Genomic DNA, 20,747 nt, shown 5'->3' with positions numbered 1-20,747 from the left:
CTCCACTCCAGCCAGCATCTTGAATCACAAAACAGACAAATCGGGAATCCCCTTCGATTCCATCAAGCCGTGAACCGCTCTAGTGCACGTCGCCCAAAAGTGCCCGCGGTTTTGGGACAACGACATGTACAAAACAGGAATCTGAAGCGCTTCGGCTTTGCCGATGCGCTTCAGGCACGCATCCGTTCGAAATTGGCGTCGAAAAGCGGCACCACCTGAATGCGCGCCGCATGGCGCTTGCCCAGCAGCTCGATTTCGAAGCCGTCGCTCTCATCGGCGATCTCCTTCGGCACATAGCCGACGGCAACGGATTTCTTCGAATGATGCGCATAGCCGCCCGACGTCACCCAGCCGCGCACCGCACCATCGAACCAGATCGGCTCGTCGCCAATGACATCGGCATCGTCGGCATCGACGATAAAGGCGCGCAGGCGCAATTTGCCGCCCAGCTTGCGCTCGGCCAGCGCCGCGGCCTTGCCGATGAAATCGGCGTCCTTGCCGTAAGCAACGAAGCGGTCGAGCCCCGCTTCCAGCGGTCCGTAGATCGGCCGGTACTCGCGCCCCCATGAGCCGTAATTCTTGTCCAGCCGCAGCGCATTGAGGGCGCGCGAGCCGAACAGGCCGATGCCGAATTCCTCGCCCGCCGCCATCAGCGCTTGATAGGCGGCGCGCTGGTATTCCGGCGTCACCCAGATTTCGTAGCCGAGATCGCCGGTATAGCTCACACGGCCGACCAGGCACGGCGCCATGCCGATATCCATCCGGCCAATGGCCATGAAGGAAAATGCCGCATTGGAGACATCCGAACGCGTGGCCTTTGCCAGCACATCCCGCGCCTTCGGGCCGGCGATCGACAGGCCGGTGAGCTTCGCGCCCAGCGCTTCGATGCGGACTGATCCATCGTCAGGCAGGTGCTTCTCGAACCAGCGCATATGGTATTGCTCGGCGATGCCGGAGCCGGCGAGGAACCAGCCATCCACCCCCAGATTGGCCAGCGTGAAGTCGCCGATCAGCCTGCCGTCCTGCTTCAGCATCGGCGCCAGCGTCATGCGGCCGGGTTTCGGCAGTTTGCAGGCAAGCATCCGGTCGAGCCAGGCCGCGGCCCCCTCACCCGTCACCTTGTATTTGGCGAAGCTCGAAATCTCGGACAGGCCAACACCGTCGCGAACCGTCGCGACCTCCTTGGCGACCTGCGTGAAGTCGCTCGAGCGGCGCCACGAGAACTCGTCCTTGACGCCTTCCGGCGCGTACCACAGCGGCACTTCCAGCCCATAGGCAACGCCCCATTGCGCACCCCTGGCAGACAGCAGATCATAGACCGGTGTCGTCTTCAGCGGCCGCCCGGCGGGCAGTTCCTCATTTGGGAAGCGGATCGAAAAACGCCTGGAATAATTCTCGCGCACCTTGGCGTTGGTATAGGCCATCGTCGCCCAGTCGCCGTAGCGCGCGACATCCATCGCCCAGATATCGGCGCCGGGATCGCCCTCGATCATCCAGTTCGACAAAGCGAGGCCGACGCCGCCGCCTTGCGAAAAACCGGCCATGACGCCGCAAGCGACCCAGAAGCCCGGCAGGCCGCGCACCGGCCCGACCAGCGGGTTGCCGTCCGGCGCGAAGGTGAAGGGGCCGTTGATGATCTGCTTGATGCCGGTGTTCTGGAAGGCCGGGAAATGGCGGAAGCCGACCTCCAGCGACGGCGCGATGCGGTCGATGTCGGGCGCCAGCAATTCATGGCCGAAATTCCATGGCGTCTGGTATTCGGACCACGGCTTGTTGGCCTTCTCATAGGTGCCCATCAGCATGCCGCCGCGCTCCTGGCGCAGGTAAAGCTCGCCATCGAAGTCGACCGCGTGGATGATCTCGGTGCCGGTCTTGGCGTTCCAGGCGGCGACCTCCGGCATATCCTCGGTGATCAGGTACATGTGCTCCATGGCCAGCACCGGCAGTTCGAGACCAACCATGCGGCCGACCTCGCGCGCCCACAGGCCGCCGGCATTGACGACATGCTCGGCCACCACCTCGCCCTTGTTGGTGATGACCCGCCACAGCCCGTCGGGACGCCGCACAATGTCCTCGACCTTGGTGAAACGCTCCACTTCCGCCCCAAGTTTCCGCGCGGCCTTGGCATAGGCATGGGTGACGCCCGAGGGGTCGAGATGGCCGTCCTCCTTGTTCCTGACGGCGCCGACGAACTGCCTGGGGTCGAGAAGCGGCATCAGTTCGGCCGCCTCGTTGGGCGAGATCTCCTCCAGCTCGATGTTGAGATAGCGGCCCTTGGCGACGACGCCGCGCAGCCAGTCCAGCCGCACCTCGGTTGCCGCCAGAAGCACGCCGCCGGTCAGATGCACGCCGGTCGCCTGGCCGGAAAGCTCCTCGATCTCCTTGTAGAGGTTGATGGTGTATTTCTGCAGCTTGGCGACGTTAGGGTCGCCATTGATGGTGTGCATGCCGCCGGCCGCGTGCCAGGTCGAGCCGGACGTCAATTCGTCGCGTTCCAGCAGGACAACATCGGTCCAGCCGTGGCGGGCGAGATGGAACAGCACGGAGCACCCGACGACGCCACCGCCAATGACCACGACCTTTGCATGCGATTTCATGGATTTTTCTCTGTTATCAATGAGTTGGATGGGTGGAATGAATCGAAATGGGAGGAGCCAAGCCGCCCCCCCTCTGGCCTGCCGGCCATCTCCCCCTCAAGGGGGGAATTCAGCAGCGGCTGCGCCGCGACCCTCTTTTCAACATTGGTAGTTGGCGAAGAAGAACGTGCCAGCCAATCTCCCCCCTTGAGGGGGAGATGTCCGGCAGGACAGAGGGGGGTGCACGCGCGCAAACCTGTGACCATCACGGCTCGCCCTGCCCGATCGCTTCCTTGCGCCTGGCCATGTAAGCCTCCAGCGCCTCGCGCACGGCGATATCCATCACCGGCTCGACATAGTCTTCCAGCGCCTTCTTCCACAGCCGCGTCGCCCGCGCCGTGGCGTCGAGCCCGCCAGCCTCCTGCCACGCCTCGTAATTCTGCCAGTTTGACAGCATCGGCTGGTAGAAGGCGGTGGCGTAGCGCTCCAGCGTGTGCGGTTCGCCGAAGAAATGGCCGCCGGTCGGCACCGCGCCCAACGCCTCGACGGCGAGCTCGGCCTCATTGACCTCGATCGGGCGCAAGAACTCCATCATGTGCTGGATCATCTCGACATCGATGATGAGCTTCTCGAACGACGCCGTCAGCCCGCCCTCCTGCCAGCCGGCGGCATGATAGACGAGATTGCCGTGGCCTAGCACCGCGCCCCACAGCGCCATCAGCGTCTCATAGGCGCCTTGCGCATCGGCGGCGTTGGAAGCCGAGCCCGGCGTCGTGCGGTACGGAAGCCCGTATCGCCGCGCCAATTGCCCCGACGCGATGTTGGCCTTGGTGTTCTCCGGCGTGCCGAAGGCCGGCGCGCCCGACTTCATGTCGACATTGGAGGTGAAGGCGCCATACATGACCGGCGCGCCTGGACGGACAAGCTGCGTCAGCGCGACGCCGAACAGCGCCTCGGCGTTCTGCTGCGCCAGCGCGCCGGCCAGCGTCACCGGGCTCATCGCCCCCATCAGCGTGAACGGCGTCACCGCCACCGACTGGCCGAACTCGGCCATGGTCATCAGTCCTTCGGCCATCATCTCATCGAAGCGGCGCGGCGAGTTGACCGAGATGATCGTGGTGATGCCGGGATCGTCGCGCATCTGATCGAGCGTCAGCCCGCGCGAAATCGCCATCATCTCGATGCCGTCAAGCGCCCTGCCCCTCCCGATCGCCGAGACATGGAAACTCTTGTCGGTCAGCGTCAGATTGGTGAAATAGGTGTCGAGATGGCGGGAATTGGCCGGCAGTTCGACCGGTGCGCAGACCTGGTTGCCCAGCATGTGGATGCAGTTGAAATGCTGCGCCAACCGGGTCAGATCCGAATAGTCGCGCAAATTTCCGGCGCGGCGGCCGCGCTCCATATCGTGCACATTGGGCGGTCCGGCAACCAGCGTGAAATTGATGGTGTTGCCGCCGAGATGAACCGCGTTGGCCGGGTTGCGCGGCGTCAACACATAGCTGGACTGCGTGGTCTTCAGCACGTCTTCGATCAGGCCGCGATCGATGCGGACATTCGCCGAGGCATGATCGACTTTGGCGCCGGCCTTCTCGAACAGCGACAGCGCCCGCGGGCTCATCACCTCGATGCCGAAATTCTCCAATATGTGCATCGACGCCTGATGGATCTGCTCGATCTGGTCGGGCGACAGCATCGCCATTGGCGGATAGGGATTTGTCACCCGCCTGAGCGACAGTTGCGGGATGGCCGATGGCCCTCTGTTGCTGGTGCGCTCGGCGCCGCGTTTGCGTCTTGGTTCGTTCATGCCGGTATCAAAGCCCCGGCAAACCGGGCAAGCTGTCAGAAATACGTCGTCTGCGGGCGCGATTTTAGCCACGGCGGCATTTCTGCAATGTCTGTTTAGAAAAAGCGACGAAGTGCGTCGGATTATCGATACTGGATTTCCTTGAGAGACTGCGCCGGCGAAGCGTTAACGGACGCCGCAAGATTCCCTTTATGATTTCGGCCTATTGCTCTGCCCATGCGTAGTTCGAGTTTTAGTAAAATTGGTGCGGTTTGCGTGCTGCTGGCGCTTTCGGCCTGCGCCACGCCGCCCAGCCACATCAACAATGTCTGTGCCGTCTTCGACCAGAATGACGGCTGGTTCGACAACTGGCAGTCGGCCGCCGAGCGCGCCCAGCAGAAATACGGCATCCCCGTTCCCGTGCTGATGGCGACGGTGCGCAAGGAATCCGGTTTCAAGAGCAATGCACGGCCGCCGCGCACCAAGCTGCTCGGCTTCATTCCGTGGAAGCATGTCTCGTCGGCCACCGGCTTCTCGCAGGCGCTGGACGGCACCTGGTCGCAATATCAGCGCGAGACCGGCAACTGGGCGGCACGGCGGACGAAATTCGCCGACGCCGTCGACTTTGTCGGCTGGTATCATTCCAAGACCGCAGACACGTATGGCGTTGCCCGCAACGATACCTACAACCTCTATCTTGCCTACTATCTCGGCTGGACCGCCTATGGCCGCGGCAACCGGGGCGATGCCGGCGTCCAGGGCTATGCCCGGGCCACCGACAAGATGGCGCGGGACTATGCGCAACAACTGAGCGAGTGCGGCAACTGACTTTTCCGGAGCATTACGCAGCCAAGTGAAATCACTTGGCGCTGCGGAAAAGTGATGTCGCCTTGATCGGAACAGGCCTCAGAATTCATCCGCTCGGGATCAGATGGAGGGTCGGCTTGCCTCCCTTTACCGCCGCGGTCGATAACTTTCGGTCAAAGGTCGCCAATTTGCCGTCACGCGCCTTTGCGAGCCCCAGGAGATAGCTATCCGTTACTTGCGCCGAGGTTAGGATTCTAGCTGCATCAATGTCGCTGGGACCGACGAGACTGATGTCGTCCGACCAGAACTGATGTCCTGAAAGGGCATGCAGTTTGCCGACAATCTGCGCAACGACAGCGGGCGAACCCGGAGAATTAGGATATTTCGGGCTGCTCAAAATCCTGATGACACCATTCTCGGTAATGGGACATGTAGCCCATGATATATGCCCGGTGGATTGGAACCACCGATGGGCATCTTCATGCGCAACGTGAGCCGGATCGATCAACGCAATCAAGACGTTGACGTCAAGCAGGAAGGTCACGGCAGTTCATCGCGAAGCGCATTGACCATTTCCAGATCGACCATCGGGCCGTCGGGCCGCGATGAGAGTAAGGGAATACCATTGCGCTCACCGCCAGACTGCGGCCTGCGCAGTGATCGGCGAACCAGATCGGAAATGACCTCGCCAACGCTGCGATCCTGCTGTTGCGCCATGGCCTTGGCGGCAAGGAGGACATCGTCATCGATTGCAAGCGTCGTTCTCACAATACGTTTCCTTAATGCGCATCAAACATCACGCATCACCTAAGGCAATTGGCGGAGATATTCAAGCGAACGTAGCTCTGTCATTCCTTGACAGATATGAGATATGACGATGCCGCGGAGGCAAAACTCCGACGAGAGGCATTGCCTCTATGTCGGTCAGCTCGGCCTTTTGCCGCGCGGACGCTTTGGCGGCGGGCCGGCAAAACCGGGGCCATCGCCATGCGGCGCGTCATCCGGCACGCCTTCGTGCGCGGCGTGCTCCTTGTCGAACTTGATCACCGGCTCCATCGTTGCCAGCACGTCGTCGGAGAGCCAGCACAGGCTCATATGGCCGCCGCCGAGATGCTTGACCGGTGGCACCTTGGTCTCGCACAGATTGTCAGGCACCAGCTTCTTGTAGCCGCAGCGGGTCTGGAACGGGCAGCCGGACGGTGGGTTCATCGCCGAGGGAATGTCGCCCTCCAGCACGATGTGCCGCTTGACCACGCTGGTGTCAGCGATCGGGATCGCCGACAGCAGCGCCTCGGTATAGGGATGGTAGGGCGGCGCGAAGATCTGGTCGGTCGTGCCTTGCTCGACAATATAGCCGAGATACATGACCACGACGCGGTCGGCGATGTAGCGCACGACCGACAGATCATGGCTGATGAACAGCATTGTCGTCTTGTTCTTGCGCTGGATGTCCATCAGCAGTTCGGTCACCGCCGCCTGCACCGACACGTCCAATGCCGAGACCGGCTCGTCGGCCACCACCACCTTGGCGTCGCCGGCAAAGGCGCGCGCCACGCCGATGCGCTGCTTCTGGCCGCCCGATAGCTGGCGCGGCTTGCGGGTTTCGAATGCCCGCGGCAGCTTCACCAGGTCGAGCAGTTCCAGCATGCGCTTGCGGCGATCGGCAACCGTCTTGCCGACATTGAACTTCTCCAGCGTGCGGATGATCTGCGAACCGACCGAATGGCTGGGATTGAGCGTGTCGAACGGATTCTGGAACACCATCTGGATCGACGACACCGTGTCGACGCTCCGCTTCTCAATGCCCGTCGACTGGATTTCCTTGTTGCCCAGCGTCACCGTGCCGGCACTTGCCGTCTCCAGCCCAAGCAGCACCTTGGCCAGCGTCGACTTTCCGCAGCCGGATTCGCCGACGATGGCAACCGTCTCGGATTCCCGCGCCATGAACGAGATCGTCTCGTTGGCCTTGACGACGCGGCCCTCGCTCGAGCCGAACACCTCGCTGCCGCCGACCCTGTAGTATTTTCTGAGATCCTCGATCTTGAGCACCGGAGCGCCGGGCACGACGCGCTCATTGACCTTCTTGGCGCCGGGCGGCAGCGCCTCCCAGTCGATCTCGTTGAAGCGCACGCAGCGCGAGAAATGGCCTTCGTGACCCGCGACCTCGATCATCGGGATTTCGGCGGCGTTGCAGACGCCCTCGACGAAATGGTGGCAGCGAGGGCCGAAATTGCAGCCCTTGGGCCGCTCGTGCGGCAGCGGCAGCTGGCCGGGGATCGAAATTAGCGGCCGCGAGTTCTTGTCGGCGCCGGGCAGCGGGATCGAGCGGAACAGCCCTTGCGTATAAGGGTGGCGCATCCGGTCGAACACGTCCTTGATCTTGCCCGTTTCGACCGCTTCGCCCGAATACATAACCGTGATGCGGTCGCAGGTTTCCAGGATCAGGCCGAGATTGTGCGACACGAAAATCATCGACGTGCCGAACTTCTGGCCGAGCCCCTTGACCAGGTCGACAATGCCGGCCTCCACCGTCACGTCGAGCGCCGTCGTCGGTTCGTCGAGCAAAAGCAGCGCCGGCTTCGACAGCAGCGCCATGGCAATGACGATGCGTTGCTGCTGGCCGCCCGAGAGCTGGTGCGGATAGGAGCGCATCATGCGCTCGGGATCAGGCAGCTTGACCGCGCGCACCATGTCAAGCGCGCGTTTATGGGCCTCTTCCTTCGACACCTTGTCGTGGATCAGCGGCACTTCCATCAATTGCTGGCCGACCTTCATCGCCGGGTTCAGGCTCGCCATCGGCTCCTGGTAGATCATCGCGATCTTGTTGCCGCGAATGGAGCGCAACTCCTCGTCGGAGAGCTCGCCCATGTCCTTGCCCTGGAACTTGATCTTGCCGCCGACGATCTTCCCGATGTTGGAGAGGTCGCGCATGATGCCGAGCGACACGGTCGACTTGCCGCAGCCGGATTCGCCGACGATGCCCATCGCCTCGCCGGGCATGACGGTGCAGGAAAAATCCATGACCGCCGGGATCTCGCCCTTGCGGGTGAAGAAGGAGATCGACAGGTTCTCGATCTCGATGATCGGCGCGTTGGCCGGCCCATTGGTTGGCGTGGCGGGATTTCGAACTGCCTCGTTCATGGGTCGCTCCAATCCTGGTTCTTCTAGGCCTGTTTCTATCAGGCGCATCGGGTCGAAACCCGCGAGATCAGTCTTTCATCGATTGTTCGCGCAGCGAGTCGGCGAGCAGGTTCAAGCCCAGCACGAACGACATCAGTGCGATCGTCGGCGGCAACGCCGGGTGGATGAAGGAGCGCAGCAGGCGGCTGGCGTCCTTGATCGCAGTGCCCCAGTCCGGACTTTCCGGCGCCAGGCCAAGGCCGAAATAACCGAGCGTGCCGAGCAGGATCGTGGTGTAGCCGATGCGCAGGCAGGCGTCGACGATCAGTGGCCCGCGCGCATTGGGCAGGATCTCCCATAGCATGATGTACCAGGGCGATTCACCGCGCGTCTGCGCCGCCGCCACATAGTCACGCGTCTTGATGTCCATCACCAAGCCACGCACGATGCGGAACACGCCGGGGCTGGACGCGAACACCACCGCCACGAAGATATTGAGCTGGTTGGGGTCGATATGCACGATCTTCAGCGGATCGGCGTCGAAGACCAGGCCGGCATAGATCCAGCCGCCGAGGATCAGGGTGATGCCGAGCAGGATGTAGAGCCGGTCGGGCCGGTTTTTGTAGCGGGTCCAGAACAGCACGCTGAAGAAGATGATCGGGAACAGGAAGAAGACGCCGGCCATGCCATAAGGGATCGGCGTGTCCATGATGCCCGGCGTCACCAAAAGGTAGAACAGCAGGATCACAGGGAAGGCCAGCACGAGATTGGCCAGGAACGACAGCACGGTGTCGATCTTGCCGCCGTAGTAGCCGGCGGGCAGGCCGAGCGTGATGCCGACCATCAGCGCGAAGCCGGTTGCCGCAGGCGCGATGATCAGCACGATCTGGCTGCCATAGACCATGCGCGAAAACACGTCGCGCGCCAGCTTGTCGCCGCCGAACAGATAGGTCAGCCCCGATTTCGGTTCGACGGCGCCCGGCAGCACATCCTTCATGATGGGAATCTGGGCCAGCGGATCGAAGGGAGAAACGGTCGCGGCGAAGATTGCCGTGAACAGCCAGAACAGGCAGATGCCGACGCCGACGATGCCGACACCGCTGTCGAACAGCTGGCCGTAGAGCGCCAGCTTCTTCTTGTAGGCGAAGCTCGCGCCCATGACGATGACGAGCGCGATCCAGACCGGCCAGAAGCGCGACAGCACTTCGAGAACGACGGTGAAGCCACTGATGTATTGAACCGGCATCCGCTTCGCTCCCTACTGAACTCTGATACGCGGATTGAGAAATGCGTAGCCGACATCGGAAATGAGCTGCGTGATCAAGACGATGAACACCGAGACCAGCGAGCAGCCGAGCAAAAGGTCGATGTCGTTGTTGCCGGCCGCCTCGACCAGCGTGTAGCCGAAGCCCTGGTAACGAAACATCACCTCGACGATGACGACGCCGGTGAGCAGCCAGGGAAACTGCAGCATGATGACGGTGAACGGTGCGATCAGCGCATTGCGCAAGGCATGTTTGACCACGACGCTGCCGAAGGAAAGACCCTTCAACCTGGCAGTGCGGATATATTGCTGCGTCATCACTTCGACCATCGAAGCACGCGTCATGCGGGCGATGTAGCCGATGCCGTAAATCGCCAGCGTCATCACCGGCAAAGTGAAATTGTAGAAGGTGATGCCCTGGCTAGCCGAAGCCGCCGAGCCGTTCAGCCAGCCTAGCCATGAGGCGAAGATGACGGTGAAGATGACGCCCGACACATATTCAGGCGTCGCCGTCGAGGCGATCGATGCCACCGAAAGCACGCGGTCGGTTCGCGACCCCTCGCGCATGCCGGCCAGAATGCCGATCAGCAGCGAGATCGGCACCATCACCACCAGCACCCAGAACATCAGGATGCCCGTAGCGCCGAGTGCCGGAAACAGTTTTGAGGCGACGGTCGCCTTGAACTTGGTCGAGCAGCCGAAATCGCCCTGGAAAACGCCGGCGAGGGTCGGCACGAGCGGATCGTTGCAGAAGGAGAAACGCTGCGCCGGCTTGCCGGTCGCCGGGTCTGTCACAGGTTGCTTGGGCACCACGCCCAGCCACTGCCCATAGCGGACGAAGAAGTTCTGCCGATAGCCATGGTTGACCAGCCAGCTCTCGAGCTGCTCGGCCGACGTATGCATTTCGGTCTGGCTGATCGCCAGCTTCTTCAGATTGGGTTCGAGGTTGATCAGGAAGAAGACGACCATGGTCAGGCACAGCATCGTCAATGCCATGGTGCCAAGACGCCTGATAACGAAGGAAAGCATGGCGGCCCCCTGCCGATGGGTTGGGGTTTGAGCCGGCTATGAAAGCCAACCCTGCCGTAACCGGCGGGGCTGGCTGTCAAACAGGCCTTCGGATGCGATCAACCCTGTTTTTGTTGCATGGCCTTGCCCGCGAGTCCGCAATTTTTTTGAGAAAGTGCGGACCAGCAGGGACGGACGATGCAAAGAGCGGGGGAAGGGAGCGAGCCTCTTCCCCCAATGTCGGTGCGATCAAGCCTGGTCGAGCCAGATCTTGCCGTAGTCGCGCTCGAAGGTCGGGTGCATCTTGTAATTCTGCACCGCCTTGACCGAGTGGCTGTAGAGCTTGCGCCAGTACGGCTGGATCATGATGCCGGAATCCTGCAGGATCTGCTCGATTTCCTTCATCATCTCCTTGCGCTTGGCGGCGTCGGCAACGGCGAGCGCCGCATTGAGCTTGGCATCCCAGTCCGGATTCGACCAGCCGGCCTCGTTCCAGGCCTCGCCGGTGCGATAGGCGATGGCCAGAACCTGGACGCCGAGCGGGCGCATGTTCCAGTTGGTCATCGACAGCGGATACTTCGTCCAGTCGTTCCAGAACGTCGAACCCGGCAGAACGGTGCGCTTCACCTTGATGCCGGCGTCGCGCAGCTGGGCGGCGATCGCATCGCCGGTGTTCTTGTGCCAGTCTTCATCGACAGTGATCAGCTCGTGTTCGAAGTCGGCCTGGCCGGCTTCCGCCATCAGCGCCTTTGCCTTGGCCGGATCACGGGCAACCTTGGGCAGCTCGTAATATTCCGGATGGATCGAGCAGACATGGTGGTTTTCGGCGACCGAACCGGCATTGCCGTAGCCGAGCTGCAAGACGACATTGTTGTCGACCGCAAGCTGCAGCGCGTTGCGCACCTTCTGGTCGCCATAGGGCTTGTTGTTGACGTTGGTGCGGCAGACGATGGTCGACGCGGTGACGATCTCCGACTTCACCAGGTCCATGCCATCGAGGATCGACACATAGTCGGCCGAAGTCTCGAAATTGGTGTGCACTTCGCCGGCTTCGAAAGCGCTGACCATGGCTGCCGGATCGGTGCCGTAGTCGATGAATTCTAGGCCATCGAGGAACACTTCGCCATCCCACCACTTGTCGTCGGTGCGGCGCTTGTAGACCACCTTCTGACCGACATCGTAGGAGACGAGTTCGAACGGACCGGTGCCGATCGGGCAGGCCTTGAAGTCGCCGCCCTTCTCGTCGAAGGTCTTGTGGACGATGAGGCCGGGATAGTCGCACATGTTCGGAATCAGCGCGATGTCCGGCTTGGTGAGCTTCAGCACGACCGTGTGGTCGTCCGGCATGGTCACGGCGCTTTCGTCGAGCTTGTCGTCCTTGACCAGCGAGCCAAGACGGCCTGGCATGGAATTGCCTTCGGCTTTCTTGTCGGCCCAACGCTTCAGGTTGAAGACGACGTCGGCGGCGGTGAAGGCATCGCCATTCGACCAGGTGACGCCCTTGCGCACATGCAGCGTGTACTGCGTGGCATCGTCGTTGACGTCCCAGCTTTCCAGCAGATAGGGGCGGAACGTGTATTCGGACGTGTACTTGACCAACGGCTCGAGCGCCTGGCGCTCGGCATTGGCGATTTCCGACCAGTCGGCCTTGCGCGGGTCCTTGGGATCCTTGATCCACTGGGCGATCTTCAGCGTGCCGCCCTTCTTGCCCTTTACCTCTTCGGCCTTCGCCGGCGTCGGATCGGCGAGGCCAAGCAAGCCGTAAGCCATTGCCGTCGATGCGCCGAAGACGCTGGCCATGGCCAGGAATTCGCGGCGGTCCACCTTGCCTGCCTTGGCTTCTTCGGCCATGGCCAGGATGTGATCCGGAACGCGATCGCCATTACTCTTATAAATTGTCATGACTTAACTCCCATTGTTGGCTTTCCGCCTTTTAACATTCCGCATCCAGGCCATGATGTCAAAGACGGCGTGGATTGAGAACATGTTAGGGAATGTGCAACTTTGAAAGGGGAGCGGTTCGCGTGATAACGACAGTCTTGGCGCAAATTTGCTACTGTCCGACGGATTCTTCTGGAATCTCGATAGTCGATTAAACTGAGACATTTACTCCAGCCCGAACAGCGCCAGAATCGATCCATCATGAGGCCAAAAGCCCTGCCGAACTATCAGTATTCCTTCTCGTAGAAGATGCCGCCCTTGGCTTCGCCGGCATCGTTGGCCTCGCCGCGCAGCTTGACGCCGCGCCCGACATTGAGGTCGATCGTAGCCTTGCCCGAGCCCGGCTTGTCGCCCTTCTGGATCGTGACATAGGTGCGGTCGTTGAGGTATTTGCCCGCCGAAACCGCCGTGCCGCCCTGGTCGTCGGTGGTGACGTCGAGATCGTCGACGCCAATGGCGCTGCGCAGGTTTTCCAGCAGCGACGTCGAGCCGCCGACGCCGGCCAGTTGCCCGGCGGCCTCTGCGAGCTGGGCGATCTGCAGCGGCGACAGGTTCGACATCGAGCGGCCGAAGATCAATTGCGCCAGCACCTCGTCCTCGGGCAGTGCCGGCACGGAGGAGAAGGTGAACTTCGGATTGGTCGCTTCGCCCGACACCACGATGGTGACGGTGGCGCTGGTCGTCGTCGTGGTCGCCGTCAAATTGAGATAGGGCACCAGCGAGCCGGAAAACCCGACCGTGCCTTCGGTGAAGGTCAGCCGCTTGCCGAGGATCGACAGCCGTCCGCGCTGCAAGGTGAAGGTGCCGACCGCTTGCGGCGACGAGGCCGGGCCGGTCAGCCTGAGCGAGCCGCCAAGTTCGGCATCGACGCCCCTGCCCTGGATGAAGATCTGGTTCGGGGCGTTGACCGTGACATCGAGCGCAAGGCCGCTACCGCCGCCCTTGCCGCTGGTCGTCGGCGGCCGCAGCGCCTTGTCCTGTGCCTTGACCGCAGCTGGCGCGTTCTTGTGCTTGACGTCGAGCGCCGCCAGCGAGCCCGGCAATTTGTCCGGAACCGTGATCACCGTCTTGGCGAGATTCACGGTGCCGGCAATGACCGGTGCGGAGGTCAGCGGTCCCTTGATCGTCAGGTCGCCCCCGAGATTGGCGGTCACCACCCTTCCGTCCGTATAGCGGCCGTCGACCAGCTTGATCGACAAATCGGCCGGAAAACCCTGCGCCGGGTTGATGCCGACCGTGCCGCTGGCCGACAGGCTGCCGCGCGTGGACAGCGTTCCGGTCAGCCGGTTGATCCTGGCGACGCCGCCGGCAATCGAGACATCGGCGGCGAGATCGTTGACGGCGAGGCCGGAGCGCGCATCGACAAGGCGCGCACCGGAGGTGCTGACGCTGCCACCGATGACGGGCGATGTCGCGGGACCGCGCACCTGCACGTTGACATTGGCCGTGCCCGTCAGCGACATGCCTTGCGCGGCGAGCTTCTGGCTCAGCAGGCCGAACGGCACGGCGCCATTGAAGTCGAGCACCAGCGCCGGCGTGCCGGCCGTCGTCACGGTGCCGCCGCCCTTGAGGCCAAGGCCGGCGCCATCGCTGACATTGGCGGTGAAGGCCAGCTTGTTGGCGGCAAAGGTGCCGGACGAGGAAACACTCACCGCCCCGACACCAGCGCCTCGGGTCTGCGATGTTTGCACGCCGGCCGCATCGATATTGAAGGCGACCGCAGGGCTGGCCGGCGCACCCGTCACCTTCACCGTGCCCGAAATCGAGCCGGCGGCGTCGAGGCCGGCCGAGAAACTGTTCGCAAGCGACATCGGCACCCGCGCCAGCGTCGCGTTGATGTCGAGCGCCGTGCCGACCTTGCCGGTTACCGTCGCCGTACCACCGCCAAGGTTGAGCACCAGCCTGTCCAGCGTCGTCGTGCCATTGGCGATGCTGACGGTCGAGGCCTGAGCAATGGCCGCCTTGATGCCCTGGACGGTCGCCTGGCCGGAGGCAAGCTCGATGGTCGTCGTGCCGTTGGCCACTTTCACGCGGCCAGCAGCCTGTGCCGGAATGCCCTTGACTGTGGCGCCGCCGGAAAAACCGGTCCAGTCGCCGTCGCGCTTCAAATCGACATCGATGCCGCTGATCACGGTGCCGCCCGAAATGACGGTGTCGGCGCGGACCTTTCCGGAGATCACGGGCGCCGCCAGATAGTTGGCGACCAGCGCATCGATCGAGACGGCTTTCGCCTGCAGGTCGCCGCGCGTAATCGACGCTGTCGCCGCCTTGATGGCGACCTGGGGTGCTGCGCCATTCTTCGAGAAGGCAATCGTGCCGCGTACGTCGCCTTCGGCCTTTTCCAGCGCCAGTGCCGCCAGCGGGCCGATATCGGGCAGGTCGAGCGCGATGGTGCCGACAGGCACGAACTTCTCGTCCAGCGCCAGATCGCCGGAGATCCTGTTCTTGCCCAGCGACAGCAGCAGGCCGTTGATGGCGCTCTTGCCGTCAGCCGTCGCCAGCACCGCGCTGCCTTGCAGCGCCTGGCCGGCGACATTGCCGGTCAGTTGCACGTTGGCTGCCGGATTGGCGGCATCGGCCTTGCCGGTGGCGGTCAGCTTCAACCCGGTGATCTCTCGCGCCGCCACCAGCAGCCTGTCGCTGTCGACCGTCAGTGACAGGTCCGGCGCGGTGGCCGGCCCCTGTGCGTTCAACGCAAAGGCGATGGCGCCCTTGGCATCCTTCGACAGCAGAGAGATGTCGCTCAGCGCGCCCTTGATGTCGGCGGCCACCTTGTTGTCGGCAAGGCTGGCTTGCCCGTCGGCGGTCAGCGCACCCGAGGCCAGCTTCAATCCGCTTACATTGATACTGCCGTTGGGGTCGCGCTTCAGCGTGGCGCTGATCTCAGCGCGTTCGCCAAGCATGCCGCGCGCCGCCGCCGGCAAGGCCGACGATGGGGCATCCGCCTTGAGATTGAGGTCGATGGCACCGTCTCGCAGCGATACCTGGCCGGCGACCTGGCTGTTCAACGCATCGCTCTTGAGCGAGCCGCTGTCGATGGCAAACAGGTCGGCCGTCAGGCGGCCGCTGACGGCTGCCGTGACCTTGCCGGCGATCAGCGGCGCGATCACCGGATTGTCGAGACCGACCTTGCCCGCCGACACTGTGCCGGAAACCGGCCCTGCACGGTTCTTGAGATCGAACGCATCCGAATGCAACGCCAAGGCAAGCCCGTCCACCCTCGCCGGACTGGTGACGATCGAGGGCAGGATCGCGGAGACATCCAGGCGGGCCCGCGTGCTCTGGCCCGCCACCTTTGCCGACAAGGACTGGATCTCGATCTTGACCGGGCTCTCGGCGCTGCCGACAGTCAGGGGCAGGCTGGGGCCGGATGATATGAGATCGAGCGCAAAATCGCTGGCGCCGTTCGGGTTGAGGGTGCCGGCCGCCTTGCCGGAAATCTTGTCGCCGGTCAGCGTCGCCTGATCGAGCATCACGCCGCCGGCCAAGGTGTAGCTGCCGGCCGCATCGACGGCGAGCAGCCCGAGCCCGGCCTGCCGGGTCTGGCTGGTTTCGATACCGGCCAGTTGCGCATTGAAGCGGACATCGGGCGCGGCCGGCGGTCCGGTCACACCAGCCGTGCCGCTGAGCGTGCCCACAGCATCGAGGCCGGGCGAAAATTCATTGGCGAGCGCCGCGGGCAGTGCCGAAAATTGCGCCGCAAGGTCGAGCGTCTGACCGGCAGTGCCCGACAGCGTCACCGAACCGCCGCCGACATCGAGAGCCAGTTTCTCGATGCTGGTCGTGCCGTTGGCGATGCTCATTGTCGACGCCTGAGCGATTGCCGCCTTGATGCCGCGAACAGTGGCTTCGCCCGAGGCAATCTCGACGCTGGTCGTGCCATCGGCGATCTTCACCCGGCCGGCAGCGGTTGCCGGAATGCCCGCTATGGTGGCGCCGCCGGTGAAATTAGTCCAGTCGCCTTCGCGCTTCAGGTCGACGCCGATGCCGCCGATTTCGGTGGTTCCGGAGGTGACGCTGTCGGCCTTGATCGTACCCGCGATCGCAGGCGCCTTGAGATAATTGGCGATCAGCGCATTGACGGTGATGGCCTTGGCCGTCACCTCACCGCGCGCGATCGATGTGCTCTTCGCATCGATCGCAACGGAGGGCGCGTCGCCATCCTTGGCGAAGCGGATGGTTCCGTTGATGTCGCCCGTTATCGCCTGGCCGGCAAGTGCGGCCAGCTGGTCGATAGCGGGTGCATCGAGCGTCAGCGTGCCGAGCGGCATGAATTTGTCGTCGAGCGCGAGATCGCCCGAGACCTTGTTGTCGCCCAGCGAGACCAGGAATCCGTTGATCGAACGCTTGCCTTCGCTCGTCACCAGCGCTGCCTTGATGTCGAGCGGCTGGTCGTTGACGGAGCCGGTCAGCGATACGTTGGCGGCGGGACTGGTGATATCGGCCTTGCCGCTTGCCGTCAGCTTGATGCTCTTCACCGTGCGGCCCGATGCCGTCAGGCTGTCGCTGTCGGCGGTAACGGTGAAATCCGGCGCCGTCATGGCGCCACTTGCCGACAGCGCGAAATCGACGCCACCGGCAACCGGCACGCCGACTGTCGGCGACAGCACGGAAACGTCGCCCAGTTTGCCCTTGATGTCGGCCTGGATGTCGGTGCCTTGCATGCTGGCCGTGCCGGCGGCGCTGAGCGTGCCGGACGTGAACTCGATCGAGTTGGCGGCGAAAGACCCTTGCGGGTCGCGGGCCGCGCTCGCCGAGAATTTCACCCTAGCGCCGAGCACCGAGGCGATCTGCGGCGGAAAGGCCGTCGCCACGGCATCCGCGTTCATCTTGAGCTGCATCGACAGGTCGGCAAGCGCCACCGTCGCGGTCAGCGAAGCGTTGAGCGCGTCGGAACGCAGCGTGCCCTGGTCGATGGCAATGGCGTCCTTGCTGACCGACCCGGCCAGGTCGACATCGATCTTGCCGGTGATCAGCGGCGCCAGCGTCGCCACGTCGGTGTTGAGGCCGCCCGCCTCCAGCTTGACGGTGACCGGCCCGGCGCGGTTCTGGATGTCAAAACCGTCGGAATGGATCTGGGCCGCCAGATCATCCAGCCGCGTGCCGCCGGCGACGATGGAGACGAAGGAGGCGCCGACGTCGATGATCGGCGCCTTGCCGTCGCCGAAGGCGCGGGCGGTGGCATTGCTGATCGCCAGCGTGATCGGCTGCGCCTTGCTGCCGACGCTGATCACCACGGGTGGACCCTTGGCGGCGAGTTCGACCGAGAGGTCGCTGGCGCCGGCAGGATCGACAATGCCGGTCGCGGTGCCGTGCACCGCATCGCTGTCGATGTTGGCGCGGTCGACACTGACGCCACCGGCCGATGTGGCGGTGCCGGCAATGTCGAAACTGGTCTTGCCGGCAAACAGCGGCTTGAGATTCTCAGGCAGGAAGCGGGCGAAATCGCCGTCGCCCTTGGCCTCGATATGATTGCCCTTGTCGGTCAGCTGGTGGCGACCCGTCAGCTGGGTGACGATCTTGCCGTCGACTGAGAACGTGCCGATGCCGTTCCAATTGGCGAGCGGCCCGGTGCCCGAGACATTTATGTCGACCGGCGGCGTGTCGGGCAGCTTGAGCAGGTTGGCGATGATACCGCCTGCCGGCTCCGAGGCCTTCAGGTCGAGATCGAGCCTGTTGTCTGCCGGCGCAAAGTGGATCTTGGCGTCGACATTACCTTGCTTGCCGTCATGGCGGGTGATGTTGAGCACCGTCTCGACCGCCAGCGGCGCGGCATCGGCCTTGACCGATCCCTTGGCCGCAAGCTCGGCGATGCCGCTGCCGGCCAGTTGCTGGCCAAGCGCGATTTCGGGCAGATCGATCTGCTTGATGTCGATGGAAACCGGCAGCGTCGCCGTGCCCCCGCTCGGCGCTGGCTGCGTGCTGGCCACCGGCAATCGCGCCAACTCAATACGCTCGGCAGCGATACGGTCGGCGCTGAAGCTTTTCGACAGCAGCGCCAGCGGCGACCAGTCGACGGCCACCTTGCGCGCCACCAGCCAGGCGCCCTCGCGATCCTCCAGCACGACATGATCGACGCTGAGCGCCCCGGACCAGATGCCGTCTATGCCGCTGACCGTGATCTTGCGGTCGTCGTTCGAGGCCAGCCGCGAAATGATGCCGGCGAGATTGTCGCGGCCGCGCTCGGTCTTGGTCAGCACCACCAGCGCGCCGATCGCTCCTGCAACCACGATCAGCAGCGTGTAGAGAACAATGCGGAGGATGCGCCAGACTGTTTTCATCGCTCAGAATGCCTGTCCGATGCCGGCATAGATGCCGAAATGCGGGTCACCCGGATCGCGGTTGAGCGGCACGGCGGCATCGATGCGCAGTGGCCCGAACGGCGTGACATAGCGCAGGCCGACGCCGGCGCCGACCTTGACATCGGAGAAATCGGGGACCGATTTGGTCGACACAGTGCCGGCATCGACGAACGGCACGATGCCGATCGTGTCGGTGATGGCGATGCGCATCTCGACCGAGGTTTCGAAGAAGGACAGGCCGCCGATCGGCTGGCCGGTGAAATCCTTCGGACCGATGCCCTGATAGGCGTAGCCGCGCACCGAGCCGCCGCCGCCGGAATAGAAGCGCCGGTCGGCCGGCACATGTTCGAGGCTGGTGCCGACGATCGAACCGATGGCGACACGTTCGGCCAGCACGAACTTCGAAGCCGAATCCAGCGACTGATAGGCCGACCCTTCGCCCCTCAGCTTCAGGAACGCCGCACCGCTCAAAATGTCGTAGCTCGGCTCGGCATAGGCCAGCACCCGGAAGCCGCTGGTCGGGTTCAGCCGGTTGTCCCGGTTGTCATAGACATATTGCAGCGGAATGCTGGCGATCAGGTATTTGTGCTTGCCGAAGGCGTCGTGGATGCGGGAATAGTCGAGCGCCACCTCGGCGGATACCGTCTGCTTCTTGGTGAGTTCGTAGGACAGCCCGGTGCTGCCCTTGACCGAGAAATGGTCATAGGCGTCAGGATGTTCGAGCACCGTCTTGACGCTGGCGAAGAACTTCGATGCCGGCCCGATCACGCCCGGCTTCTCGAACATGATGCCGGCATTGTAGTTGAGTTCGCCGAGATCGTTGCTGCCGATGCCGCTGATCTTGCCCTCGATGCGCAGCTTCTCGGCCCGGCCGAACAAATTGCGGTGGCCCCAATAACCTTCCAGGCCCAGCCCCTCGGTGTTGGAGAAGGTGCCGCCGATGCCGAAATAGCGTGGCTTGCGCTCGCTGACCTGGACGCCGATCGGAATGTTGCCGTCGGCATCGAGCGTGTCGGCTTCCTTGAACGTCACGCTGTTGAAGACCTCGAGCGCCAGCAGCCGGTCGCGCGCGTCGTCGATTTCTTGCGGCGAGTATTGCCGGCCGCGCTTGAGGCCGGTCATGTATTCGGTGAAGTCGCGGTCGACCTTTTCGGTGCCTTCCACCGTGGTCGGGCCGTAGCCGGCGACCGGTCCGGCGGCGACCGTCAGCGTCACGTCGAGCGTCGAGGTGGCATGGTCGGCGACGATCTGGCGGTCGGTCACCTTGGCCAGCGGCCTGCCTTGCTCTTTCAGCGTCCGCACGATCAGGGCTTCAGCCTTGAGCACAGCGCCGGATCCGGCATCGCCGCCTGAAATCAGGCCGTAATCGGCGCTCATCAGCCCTGCCGCATCGCCCTCAAGGTGGATATTGCCCAAGGTGAATTTCGGCCCGGTGACAATGTCGATGACCACGGGAACCGGCTTCGGCCCCTTGAATTCGGCATCCGGCGGCAAATCGTCGAGCGGCTTGCCGTCGATGGTGACGGTGACGACGCCTTCGTAACGGGCATCGGCATAGAGCGCGGCGACAAGCTGTTCGCGGTCGCTGCGCGCTTTGGCCATCAGTCCGAGCGAACCGGAAACCGGACGCTCCTCGTCACTCTTCAGCGCCGAGGCATTTTCGAGCTTCTTGACCAGATCCTTGTCGGCGTCGGGGGCGGAAATGGTCACGGCGTACCGCAGAGGATCGACGATATCGGCATCCTCGTCGCTGGACGACCCCCACAGCTTGATGCCGAAAAGCTCGAAAGCGGCCGCCGGGCGCGATTCGGCGGCGAGCACGGTCGAGCACATCATGGCCAGCAGCAGGGCGCGCGGAAGCGCACGCCCTGGCGCGCGACCTCCTGACATCTGCTCTTCATGCGCCGGCATTAAGACAACCTAGATTACAAAACTAAAATTGGAAT

At 63.3% G+C, this 20,747-nt stretch carries 11 protein-coding genes; 1 reads left to right on the top strand and 10 read right to left on the bottom strand.

What is annotated here, in order from left to right; all coding sequences use genetic code 11:
• Positions 1-170 precede the first annotated feature (170 nt).
• Both NKJ04_RS30145 and NKJ04_RS30140 read right to left on the bottom strand, forming a co-directional pair.
• Positions 171-2,597 carry a GcvT family protein gene (locus tag NKJ04_RS30145; protein ID WP_352679188.1) on the bottom strand — a complete coding sequence of 809 codons (2,427 nt, stop codon included), beginning with the start codon at positions 2,595-2,597 and terminating at the stop codon, positions 171-173.
• A 244-nt stretch (positions 2,598-2,841) separates the two neighbouring features.
• Positions 2,842-4,380, bottom strand: coding sequence for a trimethylamine methyltransferase family protein (locus NKJ04_RS30140; protein ID WP_352679185.1), 1,539 nt, complete (start codon positions 4,378-4,380; stop codon positions 2,842-2,844).
• 216 nt (positions 4,381-4,596) lie between these two features.
• Here NKJ04_RS30140 and NKJ04_RS30135 point away from each other — a divergent pair, with 216 nt between their 5' ends.
• The gene (locus NKJ04_RS30135; protein ID WP_023813211.1) at positions 4,597-5,187 is read left to right on the top strand and encodes a transglycosylase SLT domain-containing protein; all 591 of its coding nucleotides are present in this window, start codon (positions 4,597-4,599) and stop codon (positions 5,185-5,187) included.
• 85 nt (positions 5,188-5,272) lie between these two features.
• Here NKJ04_RS30135 and NKJ04_RS30130 read toward each other — a convergent pair whose 3' ends face one another.
• From NKJ04_RS30130 to NKJ04_RS30095, 8 genes are all read right to left on the bottom strand, one after another.
• The gene (locus tag NKJ04_RS30130; protein ID WP_352679182.1) at positions 5,273-5,710 is read right to left on the bottom strand and encodes a TA system VapC family ribonuclease toxin; all 438 of its coding nucleotides are present in this window, start codon (positions 5,708-5,710) and stop codon (positions 5,273-5,275) included.
• Positions 5,707-5,934 carry a CopG family transcriptional regulator gene (locus NKJ04_RS30125; protein ID WP_352679179.1) on the bottom strand — a complete coding sequence of 76 codons (228 nt, stop codon included), beginning with the start codon at positions 5,932-5,934 and terminating at the stop codon, positions 5,707-5,709. The genes NKJ04_RS30130 and NKJ04_RS30125 overlap by 4 nt, the downstream gene beginning before the upstream one ends.
• Positions 5,935-6,090: 156 nt before the next feature.
• Positions 6,091-8,307, bottom strand: coding sequence for a dipeptide ABC transporter ATP-binding protein (locus NKJ04_RS30120; RefSeq protein WP_352679176.1), 2,217 nt, complete (start codon positions 8,305-8,307; stop codon positions 6,091-6,093).
• Positions 8,308-8,374: 67 nt separating this feature from the next.
• Positions 8,375-9,532, bottom strand: coding sequence for an ABC transporter permease (locus tag NKJ04_RS30115; protein ID WP_023813215.1), 1,158 nt, complete (start codon positions 9,530-9,532; stop codon positions 8,375-8,377).
• A gap of 12 nt (positions 9,533-9,544) precedes the next feature.
• Positions 9,545-10,579, bottom strand: a complete 1,035-nt coding sequence (locus NKJ04_RS30110; protein WP_352679174.1) for an ABC transporter permease — start codon at positions 10,577-10,579, stop codon at positions 9,545-9,547.
• A gap of 228 nt (positions 10,580-10,807) precedes the next feature.
• Positions 10,808-12,460 (bottom strand): ABC transporter substrate-binding protein, encoded by a 1,653-nt coding sequence (locus NKJ04_RS30105; RefSeq protein ID WP_352441159.1) that lies wholly within the window; start codon positions 12,458-12,460, stop codon positions 10,808-10,810.
• A gap of 266 nt (positions 12,461-12,726) precedes the next feature.
• The gene (locus tag NKJ04_RS30100) at positions 12,727-18,780 is read right to left on the bottom strand and encodes a translocation/assembly module TamB domain-containing protein (RefSeq protein ID WP_352679173.1); all 6,054 of its coding nucleotides are present in this window, start codon (positions 18,778-18,780) and stop codon (positions 12,727-12,729) included.
• Between the two features lie 3 nt (positions 18,781-18,783).
• Positions 18,784-20,712: an autotransporter assembly complex protein TamA gene (locus NKJ04_RS30095; RefSeq protein WP_352679170.1), complete on the bottom strand. Its 1,929-nt coding sequence runs from the start codon at positions 20,710-20,712 to the stop codon at positions 18,784-18,786.
• Positions 20,713-20,747 lie beyond the last annotated feature (35 nt).

It is taken from the genome of Mesorhizobium sp. M0618 (genome assembly GCF_040320765.1).
Classification (GTDB): Bacteria; Pseudomonadota; Alphaproteobacteria; order Rhizobiales; family Rhizobiaceae; genus Mesorhizobium.
Note: the sequence above shows the minus strand (reverse complement) of the source record. Positions and strands in the feature narration are given on the sequence as shown.